This window comes from Bacillus sp. FH, assembly GCF_052216825.1.
Lineage (GTDB): Bacteria > Bacillota > Bacilli > Bacillales > Bacillaceae_G > Bacillus_A > Bacillus_A paranthracis.
In genome coordinates, this window is the sequence record NZ_JBQOUU010000006.1 from 93,052 (window position 1) to 112,167 (window position 19,116).

Genomic DNA, 19,116 nt, shown 5'->3' on the forward strand with positions numbered 1-19,116 from the left:
TGATCATTTTTATCTAGATTCATTTTGATTTATTGGCGCATGCCTTTAAATATATCTTTTATTTTGAAAGGAGAAATGGCTATGAAATCAAAAAAATTCACACTGCTATTACTATCCCTACTACTCTTCTTACCTCTTTTTCTCACAAACTTTATTACTCCCAATGTCGCATTAGCAGATTCACAAAAGCAAGGTCAAAAAATTGTTGGGTATTTTCCTTCATGGGGCATTTACGGACGTAATTATCAAGTTGCAGATATTGATGCATCAAAGCTAACTCATTTAAACTATGCTTTCGCTGATATTTGCTGGAATGGAAAACATGGAAACCCTTCTACTCACCCCGATAATCCAAATAAACAAACGTGGAACTGTAAAGAATCTGGTGTACCACTGCAAAATAAAGAAGTCCCTAATGGTACTCTCGTACTCGGTGAACCATGGGCCGATGTCACAAAATCTTATCCTGGCTCAGGTACAACTTGGGAAGATTGTGATAAATACGCACGCTGCGGAAATTTCGGCGAACTGAAACGATTAAAAGCTAAGTATCCTCACTTAAAAACAATTATTTCCGTTGGTGGCTGGACTTGGTCTAACCGCTTTTCTGATATGGCCGCTGATGAAAAAACAAGAAAAGTATTCGCTGAATCTACAGTCGATTTCCTACGCGAATATGGATTTGACGGCGTTGATTTAGATTGGGAATATCCGGGCGTAGAAACGATTCCTGGTGGTAGTTATCGTCCTGAAGATAAGCAAAACTTCACCCTACTCCTTCAAGAAGTTCGAAATGCATTAACGAAAGCTGGTGCAGAAGATGGTAAACAATATTTACTAACAATTGCATCAGGTGCAAGCCAACGTTACGCTGATCATACAGAGCTAAAGAAAATCTCTCAAATACTGGATTGGATTAATATTATGACATATGATTTCCACGGTGGATGGGAAGCTACTTCTAACCATAATGCAGCTCTATACAAAGATCCAAATGACCCAGCAGCGGATACGAATTTTTACGTAGATGGTGCGATAAACATTTATACAAATGAAGGGGTTCCAGCAGATAAACTCGTATTAGGTGTACCATTTTACGGACGCGGGTGGAAAAGTTGTGGAAAAGAAAATAACGGACAATACCAACCTTGTAAACCAGGTAGTGATGGAAAGCTCGCTTCTAAAGGTACTTGGGATGACTATTCTACCGGCGATACAGGTGTGTACGATTATGGTGATTTAGCAGCTAATTATGTTAATAAAAATGGCTTTGTTCGCGGATGGAACGATGTGGCGAAAGTACCTTATTTATATAATGCAACTACAGGTACATTTATTAGCTATGATGACAACGAATCTATGAAATATAAAACAGACTATATAAAGACAAAAGGTTTAAGTGGTGCAATGTTTTGGGAGCTTAGTGGTGACTGTCGCACCAGTCCAAAATATAGTTGTAGTGGACCAAAATTACTTGATACGTTAGTAAAAGAATTACTAGGTGGACCTATTACTCAAAAAGATATTGAGCCACCAACAAACGTAAAAAATATTGCTGTAACAAATAAAAATTCAAACTCAGTTCAATTAAACTGGACGGCATCTACTGATAACGTAGGAGTTACGGAATATGAAATTACTGCTGGAGAAGAGAAGTGGAGTACAACAACAAATAGCATTACAATTAAAAACTTAAAATCTAATACAGAATACACATTTTCAGTAATTGCCAAAGATGCTGCCGGAAATAAGTCACAGCCTACCGCTATTACAGTTAAAACAGATGATGCTAACACAACACCTCCTGGTGGAAATAGCAATGCTACCTTTTCAGTCACTTCAAATTGGGGAAGTGGTTACAACTTCTCGATTGTAATTAAAAATAGTGGAACGACCTCTATTAAAAACTGGAAATTAGAATTTGATTATAACGGCAATTTAACACAAGTTTGGGATTCTAAAATTAGTAGTAAAATAAATAATCATTACGTAATTACGAATGCAGGATGGAATGGTGAAATTCCTCCTGGTGGATCGATTACAATCGGAGGAGCAGGAACAGGCACTCCTGCTGAACTTGTAAATCCATCCATTAGCGAAAACTAAACGTAACTTCCAATAATTATTTCACTAAAGTTTGAATTTAGGTTTGATTCCTCTCTCCTAAATTCAAACTTTTAATTTTATGAAAAATCACAAATTAACATTATAATAACCTATTATAACTATATTTAGTTTACAATATGAAGTTCGTGTGAAGTTCACCTGAATTTTACATGAATTTCCTTTAAGCTCTATTGTCTTCCTATACTAATCACATTATCCTTTACATATAGGAATTATTTTCATTCCATTTCAAACTATCTATATATACATAAAGAAGGATAGTCGCCTATTAGGGAAAGGCATCTAGTATTATTATAAATATAAACATAACAAAAGAAAAAGCACGCTTATAAGCGCACCATAAGAGTGCTTCTTCATACAATTCTCATGTAAGAGTTCTCGAAAATCATGTTAATCACAAAGAAAAGGCATTAGCTTATACAAGCTAATGCCTTTTCTTTATTCATATTGTTCAGCGTTCCATTCTTCTATATTCCACACTTTTGTTATCCATGCTTCATAGAAAGAAAGCTCATGTGATACAAGTAAAACGGTTCCTTTATATCGTTGTAGCGCTTCCTGCAACGCCTTCTTTGTTTCTATATCCAAATGATTAGTTGGTTCATCTAAAATTAAAACATTACTTTTCGTTACGATCAGTTCACATAAACGTACTTTCGTTTGTTCTCCGCCGCTTAATAAACGAATAGGCTTTAATACATGTTCTTCTCGCAATCCACACTTTGCTAATGCTTGGCGCACTTCTTTCTTTGTCATATCTGGTCGCTCTGCCCAAACTTTCTCTAAGGGTGTTGTTTCTGAAGCAAACTCTTCCTGGGCAAAGTACGCAGGATTTACTCGTTCTCCAACAGAAATTGAACCGCTTAGCGGCTTAATTTGACCTAATAATGTTTTTAACATCGTCGTTTTTCCAATTCCATTATGACCAATAATCGCTATCTTTTCTCCTTTTTTCACTTGTAAATTCAACTCTGGACATAAAGGATCACTATAACCTATCCTTAGTTTCTCAGCTTGCAATATACGACTCACCGGCTCCTCATAAACACTGAAATCAAAACGGGATCGAGTTACAGAATGAATCTTTTCAATCCTTTGCATTTTCTCTAATACTTTCTCTCGACTTTTAGCCTGTTTCGCTTTTCGAATTTTATTTTTTTGAATAAATATTTCTAACTGAGAGATTTCTTTTTGTTGTTTCGCATACGCCGATTGTAATTGTTTCTTTTGCACTTGGTAACTTTGCACAAACTTTTCATAGTTTCCTACGTATCGCTTCACTTTTCCTCCTTCTAGATGAAAAATAACATTTGTAATACTGTTCAAAAATAATTCATCATGCGAAATGATTACATAAGCTTTTTCATATAGTCTCAAATATGATTGCAACCATTCTATATGAGCTGTATCTAAATAATTTGTTGGCTCATCTAGTAATAAAACATCAGCTTTTTCTAAAAGAAGCTTCCCAAGTAATAACTTTGTTCGCTGTCCCCCACTTAACTTCGATACATCCTTTTTCAAACCTATTTCAAATAAACCTAAACCGATTGCTACTTCTTCAACTTCTGTATGAATGTGATAGAAATTAGAGCTTTCCAATATAGTTTGTAATTCTCCATACTTTACTAACAGTTTTTCTACTTCTCCTGCTCCATTCATTTCTTCAGCAATTTTTAACATTTCGTATTCAATCGCATACAAATCAGCAAATGCACTTTGCAAGTATCCCTCAATTGTCATCCCTTCTTGTAAATCCATATGCTGCTGCAAGAAACCTACCTTCACATGTGGAAACCATTCAATGTTCCCATCATCATGTATAAGTTCTCCTGTTAAAATCCTTAGCAATGTTGATTTTCCAATTCCATTTTGCCCTACTACCCCAACATGCTCACCCTTCAAGATTCGAAAACATGCATTATATAAAATGGTTTTCTCACCATACGAATGACTTAAATTTTCTACCGTTAATATACTCATTATTTTCTCTCCTTTACTTATGATTCATAAGCTAAATAGAGAGAGCAACAGTATAAAGCCTTATTTAATTGTGCATATAAAAAATGGGTAAGGTGAATACACCTTACCCATTACATATTATCGTAAGAAAGGATTAAGGTTCTTTACCTGCTGTCTTCAATTTAGCTTAATCGATAAAAATGGGCAGACTTCTCCCATATCAAGCTAAAACCATTTGAAGAACAGTTGATAAAGTCATTTTATCCTTTCACTCCTTTAACATTTGTTATATTAAGAGTATAAACTACTCTGTTATATTCTATTCTCTACTTTTCTTTTTGTTCCTTCCCCATGTTATCGTTTTCTACATAAATTTCTTTATACATCTTTTCTAATGCATATGGACTTGTAAAGATGAGCGTTAACGATTTCCACATATAAATTCTTCTCTGTAATTCTATTCCCTATCCTTTACTCACCATACTTTTCACTTCTGAAATATGGTCTTCAGCTTGAAATTGTTGTACAGACTTCAATTCACCCGTTTTAAAATCTGTTAAAAGACCTATCACAACTCGTCCGTGTTCCTGTGATCTTTCTTCTAAATCAAACTGAATTGAATGAACAAAACCTAAAACGTGAAAAATTTGAGCATGTAAACCGACAACAGCACGCTGTTCCATTAAGGTGTAACACTCTCGTTTTAACACCTCTACCATTTCCAAGGAATTTCTATTAACTTTCATTTTGCCGACAAACATAATTTTTACAATATGAGCGACTGCCCCCATACTTTTTAATACACTCTCTAGAATTTCTACCGCGTCTTCTACATAACCATTTGAAATTATGGAATGAATAAATTCATCTAATACCGCTTGAAACTTTTTAATTAAATGTAAATCACGTAACTCCGGAACATCTTTTTTCAATTGATCTCGACCTTGAACCCACTTTAAAATTTCTGTCATTTCTTCTTCTTTTAATTCATGATGTTCCATACCATACTTCATTAATAAAATATGATTTTTTAATAAAGCTTTTCTTTCTTCAAGATTATCTGCCGTTAATTCATCTACTATTTTCTCTATAGTTTTCATCTTTCTCCCCCTATATAAAAAAGCCTCTTAACAGTAATCATACCAAAAACTGTTAAAAGGCTTTTTCTATTTTTTCATATAAGGAGCTAATACTCTCAAAATTTCTTCCTTATCTTTCTTTAACTCAAGTGATGTTAACATATCCATCGTTCTCGGCCTAGGTAATTTCACTTGTACCTCACCAACTATTGATGCTGGTCTTTGAGATAAAATAAATACGCGATCCGAAAGCAAGATTGCCTCATCTAAGTCGTGTGTAACCATAACGATTGTTTGCTTCTCTTGGTGCCAAGAGTTTAAAAGCCAGCTATGTACTTCCATTTTTGTAAAAGCATCTAATTTACCAAAAGGCTCATCAAGTAACATAATTGGCTTTTCACATAAATATGTGCGCAGAAAACTAATTCTTTGACGCATACCACCAGACAATTCATCTGGATAATGGTCTGCATATTCATCTAGTTCAAACTGCTTTAATGCTTCCATTCCTTCTGTCAGCCTTTGTTTTTTCGGCTTTCCTTCAATTTCTAACGGAAGAACGATATTTTGCAAAGCTGACCGCCACGGTAGTAATAAATCCTGTTGCGGCATATAACTTACAACATCTTGCTCTTGCATTTGCTTATCGTTATACGTTACACTTCCACTTGTTGGATTTTCAATATTTGCGATCATATTTAATAGTGTGCTCTTCCCACAACCACTCGGTCCTACAAAAGAAACAAATTCTCCCTCTCGTATAGAAGCACTAATATTTGCTAATACATTCTTGCCATCGAAAGATTTCACAATATCTTTTATTTGTAATCCACTCATTTTTCACTTGGAAGGAACTCATTTGTAAAGGCATCTTTCACATCAATTTTCTTCTTAATAACTTTGTTATCATATAAGAAATTCATGTAATTCGTCCAAACTTCTTCCTTCTGTACTCCCCACGCTTTTGCATCATCTTGATACTTCGTACTTAGCCATTTTTGACTTTCTTGTACTAAATCTTTATTTACATCTGGAACAGCTTTAATTAAAATATCGGCAGCTTCTTTCGGTTCTTTAATTGCAAAATTATAACCCTCTGTCGTTGCACTCATAAACTTTTTCACAAAGTCTTTATCTTGCTTCGTATGTTTTTCACTCGTAATCATAACAGGACTATAGAAATCAAGTGCTGGATCTAAGTCTTTCACCATAATCGTATTTAACTCTTTTCCTTGGCGCTTCGCTTCAATTCCATCCCATCCGTAATAAATCCATTCAAAATCTGCATCACGACCAATTGATTTAAAGAAATCTGTTTGTCCTAAAATAATTTTTTCAACTTTATTAAAATCGGCTTGGTGCTTATCCATAATTGTCTTTAATGTCGCTTCTTCCGCTGGTCCTCCCCAGCCACCGTAACGTTTCCCTTCAAAATCTTTCGGTGACGTCATATTATCTTTCTTAAGCGATGCAAAAGCTGAAGTGTTATGCTGAATAATCGCACCTACAGATACAACAGGAATACCTTCCACACGAGCCAACGTTACATTTTCTTGTGCGCTTATTGCGAAGTCAGCTTTTCCTGAAGCTATCATTTGCTCCGCCGTCACATTATCACCAGGCTGAATGATTTCTACATCTAAGCCTTGTTTTTTATAATAATCTTTCGCTTGTGCTACATATAAGCCAGTATGATTCGTATTCGGAAACCAATCTAATACGACTTTTACTTTTTGATCTTTACTTGCACTTTCTTCTTTCTTCGCCGGATTACATCCAGCTACACCTACTGCTAATAAGGCAGCCAACATAACTTTTAAACCTTTTTTCATTTTCTGCCGTCCTTTCTATATATCCATGGTGCTGTTATTCTTGCCATAAACTCCACGATAAAATACAGACATAATGTCACCATAACAATAATTGCTGCAACACCAAATACTCGGGCTGTTAAAAAGGATTTCGTAGCCCTTGTAAGCATAACTCCTAATCCTTCACTGGCACCGAGCCATTCTCCAATAATCGCTCCCATTACGCTATATGTAACTGCAATTTTTAAACCGGAGAAAAAGTATGGAAGCACTGCTGGAAACTTTACTTTCTGGTAAACTTGCCATTTCGTTGCCTTCATCGTTTGCAACAACTTCAACATATTTTTATCTACCGTTTGAAAACCTTCTAAAATGCTAAGCGCAATCGGGAAGAAACAAACGAGTATGACTACCATTACTTTCGGTAGCATTCCATATCCAAACCAAATAATAAATAACGGTGCAAGTACAACGATTGGAATCGTTTGCGAAATAACAAGCAACGGATTTATTAAAATACGAAATAAAGGGATAACGTCCATAAGAATTGCAATGCTTGTCCCAATTAAAATCGCAAAGAACAGTCCCATTATAACCTCTTGCAGCGTCTGCATCGTATTCGGTAATAGTAAATCTTTCATTCCAATTAATTCTTGAACAATGGCAGAAGGCTTCGGTAAAATCCACGGTTCAATTTTAAATAATGAAACAGATCCTTCCCATATCGCAATGAGAAGGATAAGCCAAATTGCTGTAATTATTTTAGATTGCTTCTGGTTTTGCATATTCATCACGGTACTTCCAAACTTTTTCATCTATCGTTACACCAGTGCTTGGACGATAATGGATTTTAATAGAAGTAATCACTTCTTCTGCTCCAGCGTCCACACAAGCTTGTTGTGCACGTTTAATGATATCAAGAAGTACATCTAATTCTCCTTCCAGCGTCGTTTCCATTGCCCCTACTTCATAACGAACTCCCGATTGTTGTACAACCTCAATCGCTTTATCAACAACAGAATACACATCTTTGTTCTTTGCTTGTGGTACTACTGAAAACGAAATTGTAACTTGTTGTGACATAATAAAATCCCCCTTATGAAATTAAATTTTAAAACAAGAAAAGGCTTTCCTACTGCGTAGGAAAGCCTTGTATGCAAGTTATTATAGAATAACATATGCTACATCACTTTAAGTAACTCCCTACGCTGGCATTATCCAGATCAGGTTGAGGGTCGATGTTTGCTCACATCCTCTCAGCCAATTGGCTCCCCGGTCCTTAATTCGTTTTCATTGTAGCATGATTTATTTTATTGAACAAACAAAAGCATGTATAATCATTTCATTTAACTTTTGAATTCCCCAATTAACTCTTGTAACTCCTGTGAGAGCCAGCTTAAAGAACTGGCTAATTCAGCAATATCCTGTACAGACATTTCCTGTTCTTTCATGATTTCTTCAACATTACTACTACTATTCGCATACTTATTTGCAATAAGTGATAGTTCATTTACAACACGAACAATATTTTGGCTATTTTGCAATATATTATTTGAATTGCTAGAAACAACTCCAACTTGATTGGTAACAGTTTGTGCTGATTTCGAAATTTTTTCAAAGAAAGCACCACTACTTTCAACAAGTTTCATTCCAGACTCTACTTCTTTTGAGGTTTTTTGCATTAAAACAACAGCTTCTTCCGTTCCTGCTTGTGTTTCTCCTATTAATTTTGCTATATCTTTTGCTGATGCTTCCGTCTGCTCTGCTAATTTACGCACTTCATCAGCAACAACGGCAAATCCCTCTCCAGTTTCCTCAGCACGTGAAGCTTCAATAGTAGCATGTAAAGCTAGCGAATTCGCTTGATTTGAAATACTTGTAATTACAGTTACAATATCACTAATTTCTTTTGATCTTACTTCCAAAGAATAAATGATAGAAGATAAATCTTGTACTGCATTTTGTATTATGTTCATTTGATTCATCGTCTGTTCAATAATACCATTTCCTTTTTCTGAATGATGCTTTGTACCTTCAGACTCTTTCGTCATTTGTTTTGCAATATTAGTTATCTCTTCCATCCTATCTTCCATTTCATATACAATATCTAAATACTTTGGTACTGACGTTTCTTGCAATTGAACGCCAACCCTTAACTCAACTATAGAACTTACGATTCCTTGGACTGCCATGCTATTTTCTTTCGTACTCACTGACAATTCTTGTGAAGATGAGGAAACCTGTTCTGCTGTCTGCTTCACTTTATCTATAATTCCTTTAAACTTCTCGATGGTATTATTAAAATACGCATTAATAATACCAATATCATCTGGTCTTTCCTCTAATTTAATACTTAAATCACCTTCACCAACTCTGCGTAATCCTTCACGTAAATCCCGCAATGGAGCAAGTGCGTTACGTACGATTAAGAATTGAATAACAGTTGCAATTAAAACAGAAATACAAATAAACATTAAACCTTGTATAATGAATTTTTCCTTTGTAATAGGAACAATAGAAGCATCTACATCGGCTGCAACAATTGCCACAATATTTCCGTCTCCATCTTTAATTGGCTCTAATATCGTTACCCATGATCCTAATAGATCTTCATATACTACTGTCATGTTTGCTTTTTTCGTGCTCATTACCTTATCGTATGCTTTCATCCAAAGATCTGGTTGTTTATAATATTCTCCCGGCCTTACTTCAACAACATTTGCTAAGTCTGTAGACAAGTCGACGATTAGTAACTCACCTTTTTCATTTTTTTTTGCTCCAACAATATACGTTTGTCCAACACTATTCAATTCTTCCGTTGCTTCATCTAATTTCTCTGTTAACTTCTCTCTCTTTTCTCTTTGTGCCACTGGGTCTTTTGTAACATCTCTCACTATTTCTTCGTCTAATTTATGTAATACCGTATCTCCTGTTTCAAAAGAATGCCTTTCAAATATAGACATCATGCTATTTTGAAACATGTTAAAACTTAACGCACCCATAGTACCAACAAGCGTCAAAATAACTAACACAGTTAACAATACATTCTTTTGAAGAAATGATAGCTTGTGCCAATATTTTTTCATTCACATCACCTTTCTTAATTAACTTAATATAAAGGAAAACTATTAAAATAGAAACCTTATCAACAACTGATAAGGTTTCTCATTTGTTTGCAAATAAAAAAAGACCAATGAAAAAGCATTGGTCAAGACCAACCCTATCCGTCCGGTAACTGGCTAGCGTAGCCTTTCGGCCTTAGCTCCTGTAGTTTTGCGTCCTAATGTTTCCATCAGTTTGCCTTTCTCGCTGAACGAGTTGAACGATATGGGAGTTCTATGAGAATTACATTATTCTCTATCAAAGATTACAACATAAAAATTAAAATGTCCACCTATTTAGAGATACAAATGTAAAATTTGGCTGTATTATTTTTTCAAAATAATTTAACAAAGTACGTGAATGTTACATTTCTTGTGTTATATAATAAAAAATGTATATAACACAAGGATTGTTTTGAATATTTATTTTAATTTTCTTTTAAATTAAATTATTCGAATATATCTTAACTAATGAATTTCGGAGGTAGTTTATCATGTTTTGGCTACAATTTCTTACGTTACTACTCTGCATTTTTATTGGCGCACGTCTAGGCGGAGTTGGTCTAGGAGTAATGGGTGGCGTTGGTATGGCAATACTTGTTTTCGTCTTCCACTTACAACCTACAGCTCCTCCTATTGATGTCATGCTTATGATTTTAGCAGTAATTACAGCTGCTGGTGCACTCCAAGCCGCTGGAGGAATGGACTACCTTGTTCATCTGGCCGAGAAAGCATTACGAAAAAATCCAAAACGCATTACATTCTTTGCTCCAATTGTTACTTATCTATTTACACTTTGTGCAGGAACTGGTCACGTTGCTTATTCTGTACTTCCTGTTATCGCAGAAGTCTCTCGCGAATCTGGAATTAGACCGGAACGACCAATGTCAATTGCCGTAATTGCTTCCCAACAAGCAATTACAGCTAGTCCTATATCAGCTGCAACAGTTGCACTTTTAGCAATGTTAGCTGACTATAAAATCACCTTATTAGATATTTTAAAAGTAAGTATCCCTTCTACTTTTATCGCTTGTATGATAGCTGCATTTGTTGCTAGCAAAATGGGGAAAGAATTAAATGAAGACCCTGAATACTTAAAACGATTAAAAGAAGGAATGATTCCTAAGATTGAAGAGAAAAAAGAATTTGTTGATGTAAAAGGCGCTAAATTATCAGTTATCCTTTTCTTAGTAGGAACTTTCCTTGTCGTACTTCTCGGTTCATTTGAAGCACTTCGTCCAGGATGGATAGTTGATGGGAAGTTAGCCCGTCTTTCCATGCCAAACACAATTGAAATGGTTATGTTAACGATCGCAGCTCTTATTATTATTCTCTGTAAACCAAATGTAGAAAGCATCGTGTCTGGTAACGTCTTTAAAGCGGGGGCAACAGCAGTTGTTGCTATTTTCGGTATCGCTTGGATGGGAGATACTTTCTTTAACGGAAACTTAAATATGATTCAAGGATCAATTCAGCATCTAGTAACAAGTGCGCCATGGCTATTTGCCATCGCATTATTCATTCTATCTATTTTACTATATAGCCAAGCCGCAACAGTACGTGCTTTAATGCCTCTTGGATTATCACTCGGTATTCCACCAGCACTACTGATCGCGATGTTCCCTGCAGTAAATGGATATTTCTTCATTCCAAACTACGGAACAATTGTTGCTGCCATTAACTTTGATCGTACTGGTACAACTGGCATTGGTAAATATGTTTTAAATCATAGCTTTATGATTCCAGGCCTAATCGCAACATTCACTTCTATCGGAATTGGAATGCTCTTAATATCAATTATGTTTTAAAGAAAAAGCACAAACCTACAAATTTACAGGGTTTGTGCTTTTTTAATCAAACGTTTGTTTAAATATTTTTAACTGTCCATTCTGTTCTTTACTATTTTTGTGAAGTTCCCTTTTCCTACAAACTCCTACTTACTTCCTCTACTAATTTCTTCGTACTTTCATACGCAGATTCAGCTAAACTAATCGCTGAAATAACTGAAACACCGTCCGCACCTGCTTCTATAACCGAAGCGGTATTTTCAATTGAAATGCCTCCAATTCCGACAATCGGTATTGTAATTCCTTGTTCTCTAAAATGAGCTAAACCTTTCGTTCCTTGCACTGCTTTCGTATCTTTTTTCGTACTCGTTGGAAAAATAGGTCCTACACCTAAATAGTCAGCCCCATTTTCAATTGCCCAGCGTGCTTCTTCAATTGTATGTGTAGATACACCGATAATTTTATCACCCATTTTTTCACGTACAGAGGTAATTCCTTCATCATCTTGCCCTACATGCACACCATCCGCATCTAACTCGAGAGCTAGTTCCACATCATCATTTACGATGAATGGTACACCATACTCCTTACAAATTGCTTGTAATTCTTTTGCGAAACAAATACGTTCTTCTCCTGTTAAAGCCCCTTCTCCCTTTTCACGAAATTGAAAAATTGTTATACCGCCTTCAAGTGCATCTTTCAATATTTGTAGTGGATCCTTCGTACAATTGTTACTTCCCATAATAAAATATACGGATAACAACCTAGACATTTCTGACTTTGAAATACGTGACATTTATTTTCCCTCCTTACTATATAACCTCAATTTTCCCATACTTCTCTATATCACCTGAAGTCGTATTCGCTAACTGATTCAAAAATTCAATTTGAAAACTACCAGGTCCTTTTTCCACTGTCTTAGCGGCTGCCAGTTCTGCCGCTACCCCATAAAACGTTAATGCCGCTACCGCTGCCTTTACATAATCCTTTTCTATCGCTACAAATGCTCCTATTACAGAAGTTAGTAAACAACCAGTTCCCGTAACTTTCGTTAAAATAGGATGGCCATTTCGAATAACAATCGTTCGCTGCCCATCTGTAACAACATCTTCTTTCCCAGTAATTACCGTAACTGTATTCAATTCATCCGCTGCCTGCTTTGCAATACTTACGACATTACCATTTCCAGCACCAGCGTCTACCCCTTTAATTTCCCATCTCTCATTAATAACGTTCGCTATTTCAGCTGCATTTCCGCGAATAATCGCTAATTCAATTTCAGCCGGAATATGTCTCGCAACTTCTGTTCGATACGATGTTGCTCCTGCACCAACTGGATCAAACAGTACTGGTACATTGTTCACATTTGCTGATTTACCGGCAAGTAACATCGCTTCTACTTCTTCCGGACGAAGTGTTCCCATATTTAATACTAACGCTCCAGCAATGCTAGCCATTTCTGCCACTTCTTCTTTTGCATACGCCATTACAGGCGATGCCCCTACCGCTAACAAACCGTTAGCGGTAAAATTTGTTACAACAACATTTGTAATATTATGAACGAGCGGATTAGATTCTCTCACCAAATCCACTACTTTACTAATTTCTTTCCTATTCATCCTTCTCATCTCCTAACTATAGTGATGGGAGATACACAAAAAGGCACTTTGCGCGTACGCAAAGTGCCTGAACATGTGCTTTTACACTCTCCCTACGCTGGCATTATCCAACAGGTTCAAATGGTCAATGACGGACTAGTCATACTCTCAGTTTGTATCCACAAACTCCCATGTGTTTAGTATTCTTCTACTTCAAAGTCTACTCTTATTCTAGTAAAATAACAAGTTCTTTACTTTTCTATTTAATATAGAAGCAACTAATAAAACAATACGCATAATAACTATCTATTTCTCACAGTCTCATCATGGTGCATATTATGTTCTGTCACGATCATTCACTTTCAAACAGATGTTATCCCATTAAAAAACGTTCAAATCTGGAGCGAAACTGAATCTCAAGAAGATGTATGCTATAGTTAACGTATGGAAATTTGAAAGGATGTTTTAAATATGTCAAAAAGCGTTGTAATCGCTGAAAAGCCTTCCGTTGCACGAGATATTGCACGTGTACTGAAGTGCGATAAAAAGGGAAACGGCTACCTTGAAGGTAGTAAATATATTGTAACTTGGGCTTTAGGTCATCTCGTTACATTAGCAGATCCAGAAAGCTACGATGTGAAATATAAAAAGTGGAATTTAGAAGATTTACCTATGCTACCTGAGCGTTTGAAATTAACTGTTATTAAACAAACAGGGAAACAATTTAATGCTGTAAAAAGTCAGCTTCTTAGAAAAGATGTAAATGAAATTATTGTAGCGACAGACGCTGGGCGTGAAGGAGAATTAGTCGCTCGTTGGATTATTGATAAAGTTCGAATTAACAAACCAATTAAACGTCTATGGATTTCATCTGTTACTGATAAAGCAATTAAAGATGGTTTTGCAAATTTAAAACCAGGTAAAGCATATGACAATTTATACGCTTCAGCAGTTGCACGTTCAGAAGCTGACTGGTATATCGGTCTTAACGCAACTCGAGCTTTAACGACTCGCTTTAATGCCCAACTGAATTGCGGCCGTGTGCAAACACCTACTGTCGCAATGATTGCTAATCGTGAAGATGAAATAAAGAACTTCAAAGCTCAAACTTACTACGGCATCGAGGCTCAAACGACCAATCAGTTAAAACTAACTTGGCAAGATGCAAACGGCAATAGCCGCAGCTTCAATAAAGAAAAAATTGATGGTATTGTAAAAGGTTTAGATAAGCATAATGCTACTGTTTTAGAAATTGATAAAAAACAGAAGAAGTCATTCTCTCCTGGTCTTTACGATTTAACTGAATTGCAACGTGATGCCAATAAAAAGTTCGGTTACTCTGCGAAAGAAACATTGAATATTATGCAGAAATTGTATGAGCAGCATAAAGTGCTAACATATCCTCGTACAGATTCGCGTTACATTTCATCTGATATCGTTGGAACACTTCCAGAACGTCTAAAGGCGTGCGGCGTTGGGGAATATCGTCCTTTAGCACATAAAGTATTACAAAAGCCTATCAAGGCTAATAAATCATTTGTTGATGATAGTAAAGTAAGTGATCATCACGCAATTATTCCGACAGAAGGATACGTTAACTTCTCCGCCTTCACAGATAAAGAACGTAAAATTTATGATTTAGTTGTAAAACGTTTCTTAGCTGTTTTATTCCCGGCATTCGAATACGAACAACTAACGTTACGCACAAAAGTCGGCAATGAAACGTTCATTGCACGCGGAAAAACAATTTTACATGCCGGTTGGAAGGAAGTATATGAAAATCGCTTTGAAGATGATGATGTAACTGATGACGTAAAAGAACAACTTTTACCTCGCATCGAAAAAGGCGATACATTAACTATAAAGTTGATTATGCAAACATCAGGTCAAACAAAAGCACCTGCACGTTTTAACGAAGCAACTTTACTTTCAGCAATGGAAAATCCTACAAAATATATGGATACGCAAAATAAACAACTTGCTGATACGTTAAAATCAACTGGTGGATTAGGTACTGTAGCAACGCGTGCTGATATTATTGACAAGCTATTCAATTCATTCTTAATTGAAAAACGCGGTAAAGATATTCACATTACTTCAAAAGGCCGTCAGTTACTTGATTTAGTACCAGAAGAATTAAAATCACCTACACTAACTGGTGAGTGGGAACAAAAGCTAGAGGCAATTGCAAAGGGGAAACTGAAAAAAGAAGTATTCATTTCCGAAATGAAGAACTATACGAAAGAAATTGTTTCTGAAATTAAATCGAGTGATAAAAAATATAAACATGACAACATTTCAACGAAGTCTTGTCCAGATTGCGGTAAACCAATGCTAGAGGTAAACGGCAAAAAAGGAAAAATGCTCGTTTGCCAAGACCGTGAATGTGGTCATCGTAAAAATGTATCTCGTACAACAAACGCTCGTTGCCCTCAGTGTAAGAAGAAGTTAGAATTACGTGGTGAAGGTGCAGGGCAAATCTTTGCATGTAAATGTGGCTATCGCGAAAAATTATCCACATTCCAAGAAAGACGTAAAAAAGAATCTGGAAACAAAGCTGATAAACGTGACGTTCAAAAATATATGAAACAACAGAAAAAAGAAGAAGAACCATTAAATAACCCATTTGCAGAAGCATTAAAGAAATTAAAATTCGATTAAACAAAAAGGTTCCTACCTCTATCGGTAGGAACCTTTTTTGTTAGTGAATGATTTTACTTCCTTTTGCATTCTCAACAAATTTTTCACTTGATTTGTTAATTGGTGTTTTCAGTAATAACGCAGCAACAATCATAACTACTACGAAAGCACTTAACACAAGTAAATCTCGCGTTACAATATCCCATAGCATTCCGCCTACTGTTTCACGAATTGCACTAATTGCATATGTGAACGGTAAGAACGGATAAATTGCTTGGAAGAATTTCGGTGTCATTTGAATTGGGAATGTTCCGCCCGACCCTGCTACTTGTAGTACAAGTAAAATAATCGCCATCGATTTCCCAACGTTTCCGAAAATAGAAACGAGTGAGTACACGATACAAACAAATACTCCACCAATAAATAAACTAAATAATACAAACCAGAACTTATCGACTACGTACGTACCGAGTAAGAATATATCTCCCATCGATACGATAAACGCTTGTGAAAGACCTATCGTTAAGAATGTTAATAAACGTCCGAAGTAAATTTCATGGCTCTTATAATTCGCGCCCTCTTCATGTACTTCTACTGTTAATAATGAAACCATTAATAATGCGCCTACCCATAATGCAAGCACTGTATAGAACGGTGACATTGCTGAACCGTAGTTCGGCATCGCAAATAATTTATTCTCTTTTAAATTTACTGGATTCGCAAAGTAGTCACTTTGCTTTTCAACATCATTTTTCAATAAGCGTATGATGTCTTTTAAATCCTCTTCAGATTCAAAATCACGAATTTTATTTGCTAATTCTTTAATCTTTTTCTCCGTTTCTGGCATTTCAGCTTTAATGTCTGCTAATTTCTTTTTACCATCTACTAAGCCTTTTGATGAATCTTCTAGTAGTTTTTTTACATCTGGAAGCTTTTTGTCTGCTTCTTTTAAAATTTGAGATGTATTTTTAGACATACGTTTCGTACGTTCAATTGCTGTGTTAAAGTTTGGAACGATTTCTGAATCATACGTTGCTAAGAAATCGCCTAATTGAGCTGAAGCATTTTTAGTCGCTTCATTAATACTTTCTACAACCTCTTTTGTAGGCTTCTGTCCATTGTTAATTAGTGTAGTTGCTTTATTCGTTGCATCTATACCTTTTTGAACAGAATTTTGTATTTTGTTCAATTTTGCAATTCCACCATTAAGGTTTTTTCCGCTATTTACATCTGCTAATACCTTATTTGTGCTTTCTAGAACCGGAATCGCATCACCAATCAGATTATTAGTAGCTTGTAATTGACCATTTAAATCGTTTAAAGATACTTTTGCCCATTCTAAATCAGTTACACCTTTATTTGATATGTTTGCTTTAGCATCTTCAACACCATTTTTGAACTTATCATATTCATTTTTCACGCTATCATATGCTTCATTTGCATCAGCTCTAACTTGATCGACTGTGCTAACTGCTTTTTTATAATCTGCTACAAATGTTTCATTGTAATCTTTTTCTGCTTGATCAATTAATCCATTTGCTGCATCTAATTTTTGATTCGCTACATCTGTTACATCTTTCTTTACTTCTTGTCCTGTACCGATAACATTTACAATATCTTTAATACCGTTGTTTGCATTTTCCATACCGCTTTTCAGCTTAGTTAAGCGATCCACACGGCCTTGGAAAAAGCTTTGACCAAAATCAGTCGTCGCTGATTTTTGTAGCTCAGTAAATACATTAATAAGATATGCAATACTATCTGTACGACCTTGAAGATTTTCAGAAACCGCATTAAGATCTTGTTTTGCCTTTTCTGGATCGAATTGACCATTTTGCAATCCGTTTACAACACTTTTACCGTATGTTGTTCCTGCACGTGCCGAGTTTAAAACATTATTCACTGTTTGATTAATATTTCTTGCAATATTTTTATAACCTTCATCGTTCAACTTTGAAAGATCCGGACGCGCTGGAAACTCAGGCAATCCTTTCATACCAGAAAAATCTATTCCTGGATGCATTAAAAAATCCGTAAAAGCATTAGCTTTATCCATTACATTTTTAGCCGCTGTTAAATGATTTCGTATCGTCCCAGGTGCATTTTGCAATGTTTGATCATTGTTTGCAAAGAACTTATCTAAGTTCCCTAATGCTTCTTGCCCATCATTAATAACACTCTCTACAACCGGCAATTCTTTCTGCGCTACTTTCACAACATCTTCTGCTCGAGTCGCATCATCTAACGCCTTATCCATAAGTGTATTCATTTCTGGGAACTGCGCTTCTAACTTAAATACAAGATCTTTTACTTTCTCGATACTTGGTAAGTTTGTTTCTAAATCGATTCCAAGGTCATTGAAGATTTTAAAAATCTCACCATTCGCTGTTTTAACAAAGTTTTTACTAATTTCTTCTGTAATACCTGATGCACCTTTTGCTGTAATTTTCGGTGCAATCGCATTTACCTTTTCATTTACATAGTAATCAAGTTCTGGTTTCTGTGGATTTTCATCCAGAACAGTTGCAATCTTTTCAGAGAAGTCTTTTGGGATTGTAATGCTTGCATAGTAATCCCCGCGTTCCACTCCGTAAATTGCTTGTTTTTCATCTACAAATTTCCAGCCAAGATTTTTGTTTTTCTTCAGAGAATCTACAATCTCGTTCCCGATATTGATATCTTTTCCTCTTAAATTAGAGCCTGCATCTTCGTTAGAAACTGCAATGGGAACTTCTTTTGTATTTCCATATGGATCCCAAGAAGCTTTAATGTTAAACCATGCATATAACGATGGTAAAATCATTAACCCTACAACAATAACAATTGCAGCCCAATGTTTTGCTACATTCCGTAAATCTGTCTTATAAATACGCCAAATTTGTTTCATAGAAGTTATCACCTAATTATATATTTTTCCTTCTTTAGAAAATGATACATACATTTTGCAATTATATCACTTTCTACATCGTGGATTAACCGAAAACGAACTATTTTTTCCCATTAACTTTAAC

Annotated in this window: 12 protein-coding genes, 1 pseudogene and 3 riboswitches; of the genes and pseudogenes, 3 read left to right on the plus strand and 10 right to left on the minus strand. The window is 35.6% G+C overall.

Translation table 11 applies throughout. The features are described from left to right. Positions 1–81 precede the first annotated feature (81 nt). A complete protein-coding gene (locus tag ACTT1L_RS15665; RefSeq protein ID WP_069297353.1) occupies positions 82–2,106 on the plus strand; it encodes a glycosyl hydrolase family 18 protein in 2,025 nt (674 codons plus the stop codon). 459 nt (positions 2,107–2,565) lie between these two features. Here ACTT1L_RS15665 and ACTT1L_RS15670 read toward each other — a convergent pair whose 3' ends face one another. From ACTT1L_RS15670 to ACTT1L_RS15700, 7 genes and pseudogenes are all read right to left on the minus strand, one after another. Further along, a complete protein-coding gene (locus tag ACTT1L_RS15670) occupies positions 2,566–4,110 on the minus strand; it encodes an ABC-F family ATP-binding cassette domain-containing protein (protein ID WP_220779475.1) in 1,545 nt (514 codons plus the stop codon). Positions 4,111–4,415: 305 nt separating this feature from the next. After that, positions 4,416–5,189: pseudogene (locus ACTT1L_RS15675) on the minus strand (hypothetical protein). 66 nt (positions 5,190–5,255) lie between these two features. After that, positions 5,256–6,005: an ABC transporter ATP-binding protein gene (locus tag ACTT1L_RS15680; RefSeq protein ID WP_000016058.1), complete on the minus strand. Its 750-nt coding sequence runs from the start codon at positions 6,003–6,005 to the stop codon at positions 5,256–5,258. Then, positions 6,002–7,000 (minus strand): ABC transporter substrate-binding protein, encoded by a 999-nt coding sequence (locus tag ACTT1L_RS15685; RefSeq protein WP_000715551.1) that lies wholly within the window; start codon positions 6,998–7,000, stop codon positions 6,002–6,004. Before ACTT1L_RS15685 ends, ACTT1L_RS15680 begins: the two co-directional genes overlap by 4 nt. Continuing rightward, the gene (locus tag ACTT1L_RS15690; RefSeq protein ID WP_001057151.1) at positions 6,997–7,770 is read right to left on the minus strand and encodes an ABC transporter permease; all 774 of its coding nucleotides are present in this window, start codon (positions 7,768–7,770) and stop codon (positions 6,997–6,999) included. Before ACTT1L_RS15690 ends, ACTT1L_RS15685 begins: the two co-directional genes overlap by 4 nt. Further along, entirely contained in the window at positions 7,742–8,062 is a 321-nt protein-coding gene (locus ACTT1L_RS15695) for an MTH1187 family thiamine-binding protein (RefSeq protein ID WP_000082897.1), read from the minus strand. Before ACTT1L_RS15695 ends, ACTT1L_RS15690 begins: the two co-directional genes overlap by 29 nt. A 100-nt stretch (positions 8,063–8,162) precedes the next feature. Beyond that, a riboswitch (TPP riboswitch) is annotated at positions 8,163–8,264 on the minus strand. Between the two features lie 61 nt (positions 8,265–8,325). After that, complete coding sequence (locus ACTT1L_RS15700; RefSeq protein WP_442821992.1) at positions 8,326–10,065, minus strand: methyl-accepting chemotaxis protein; 1,740 nt, start codon at positions 10,063–10,065, stop codon at positions 8,326–8,328. Between the two features lie 141 nt (positions 10,066–10,206). Further along, positions 10,207–10,291: riboswitch (cyclic di-GMP riboswitch) on the minus strand. Between the two features lie 283 nt (positions 10,292–10,574). Here ACTT1L_RS15700 and ACTT1L_RS15705 point away from each other — a divergent pair. After that, complete coding sequence (locus ACTT1L_RS15705; protein WP_442821993.1) at positions 10,575–11,888, plus strand: anaerobic C4-dicarboxylate transporter family protein; 1,314 nt, start codon at positions 10,575–10,577, stop codon at positions 11,886–11,888. Between the two features lie 115 nt (positions 11,889–12,003). Here the strand turns inward: ACTT1L_RS15705 and thiE are convergent, their stop codons facing one another. Beyond that, positions 12,004–12,663: a thiamine phosphate synthase gene (gene thiE, locus ACTT1L_RS15710; protein ID WP_000086993.1), complete on the minus strand. Its 660-nt coding sequence runs from the start codon at positions 12,661–12,663 to the stop codon at positions 12,004–12,006. Positions 12,664–12,679: 16 nt separating this feature from the next. Next, positions 12,680–13,486 carry a hydroxyethylthiazole kinase gene (gene thiM / locus ACTT1L_RS15715; protein WP_074542702.1) on the minus strand — a complete coding sequence of 269 codons (807 nt, stop codon included), beginning with the start codon at positions 13,484–13,486 and terminating at the stop codon, positions 12,680–12,682. 72 nt (positions 13,487–13,558) lie between these two features. Next, positions 13,559–13,668, minus strand: a riboswitch (TPP riboswitch). 268 nt (positions 13,669–13,936) lie between these two features. On the opposite strand from thiM, the gene topB reads away from it, so the two are divergent. After that, positions 13,937–16,126 (plus strand): DNA topoisomerase III, encoded by a 2,190-nt coding sequence (gene topB / locus ACTT1L_RS15720; RefSeq protein WP_074542703.1) that lies wholly within the window; start codon positions 13,937–13,939, stop codon positions 16,124–16,126. 40 nt (positions 16,127–16,166) lie between these two features. Here topB and ACTT1L_RS15725 read toward each other — a convergent pair whose 3' ends face one another. Continuing rightward, positions 16,167–18,992, minus strand: a complete 2,826-nt coding sequence (locus ACTT1L_RS15725) for a YhgE/Pip domain-containing protein (protein ID WP_074542704.1) — start codon at positions 18,990–18,992, stop codon at positions 16,167–16,169. Between the last annotated feature and the right edge of the window lie 124 nt (positions 18,993–19,116).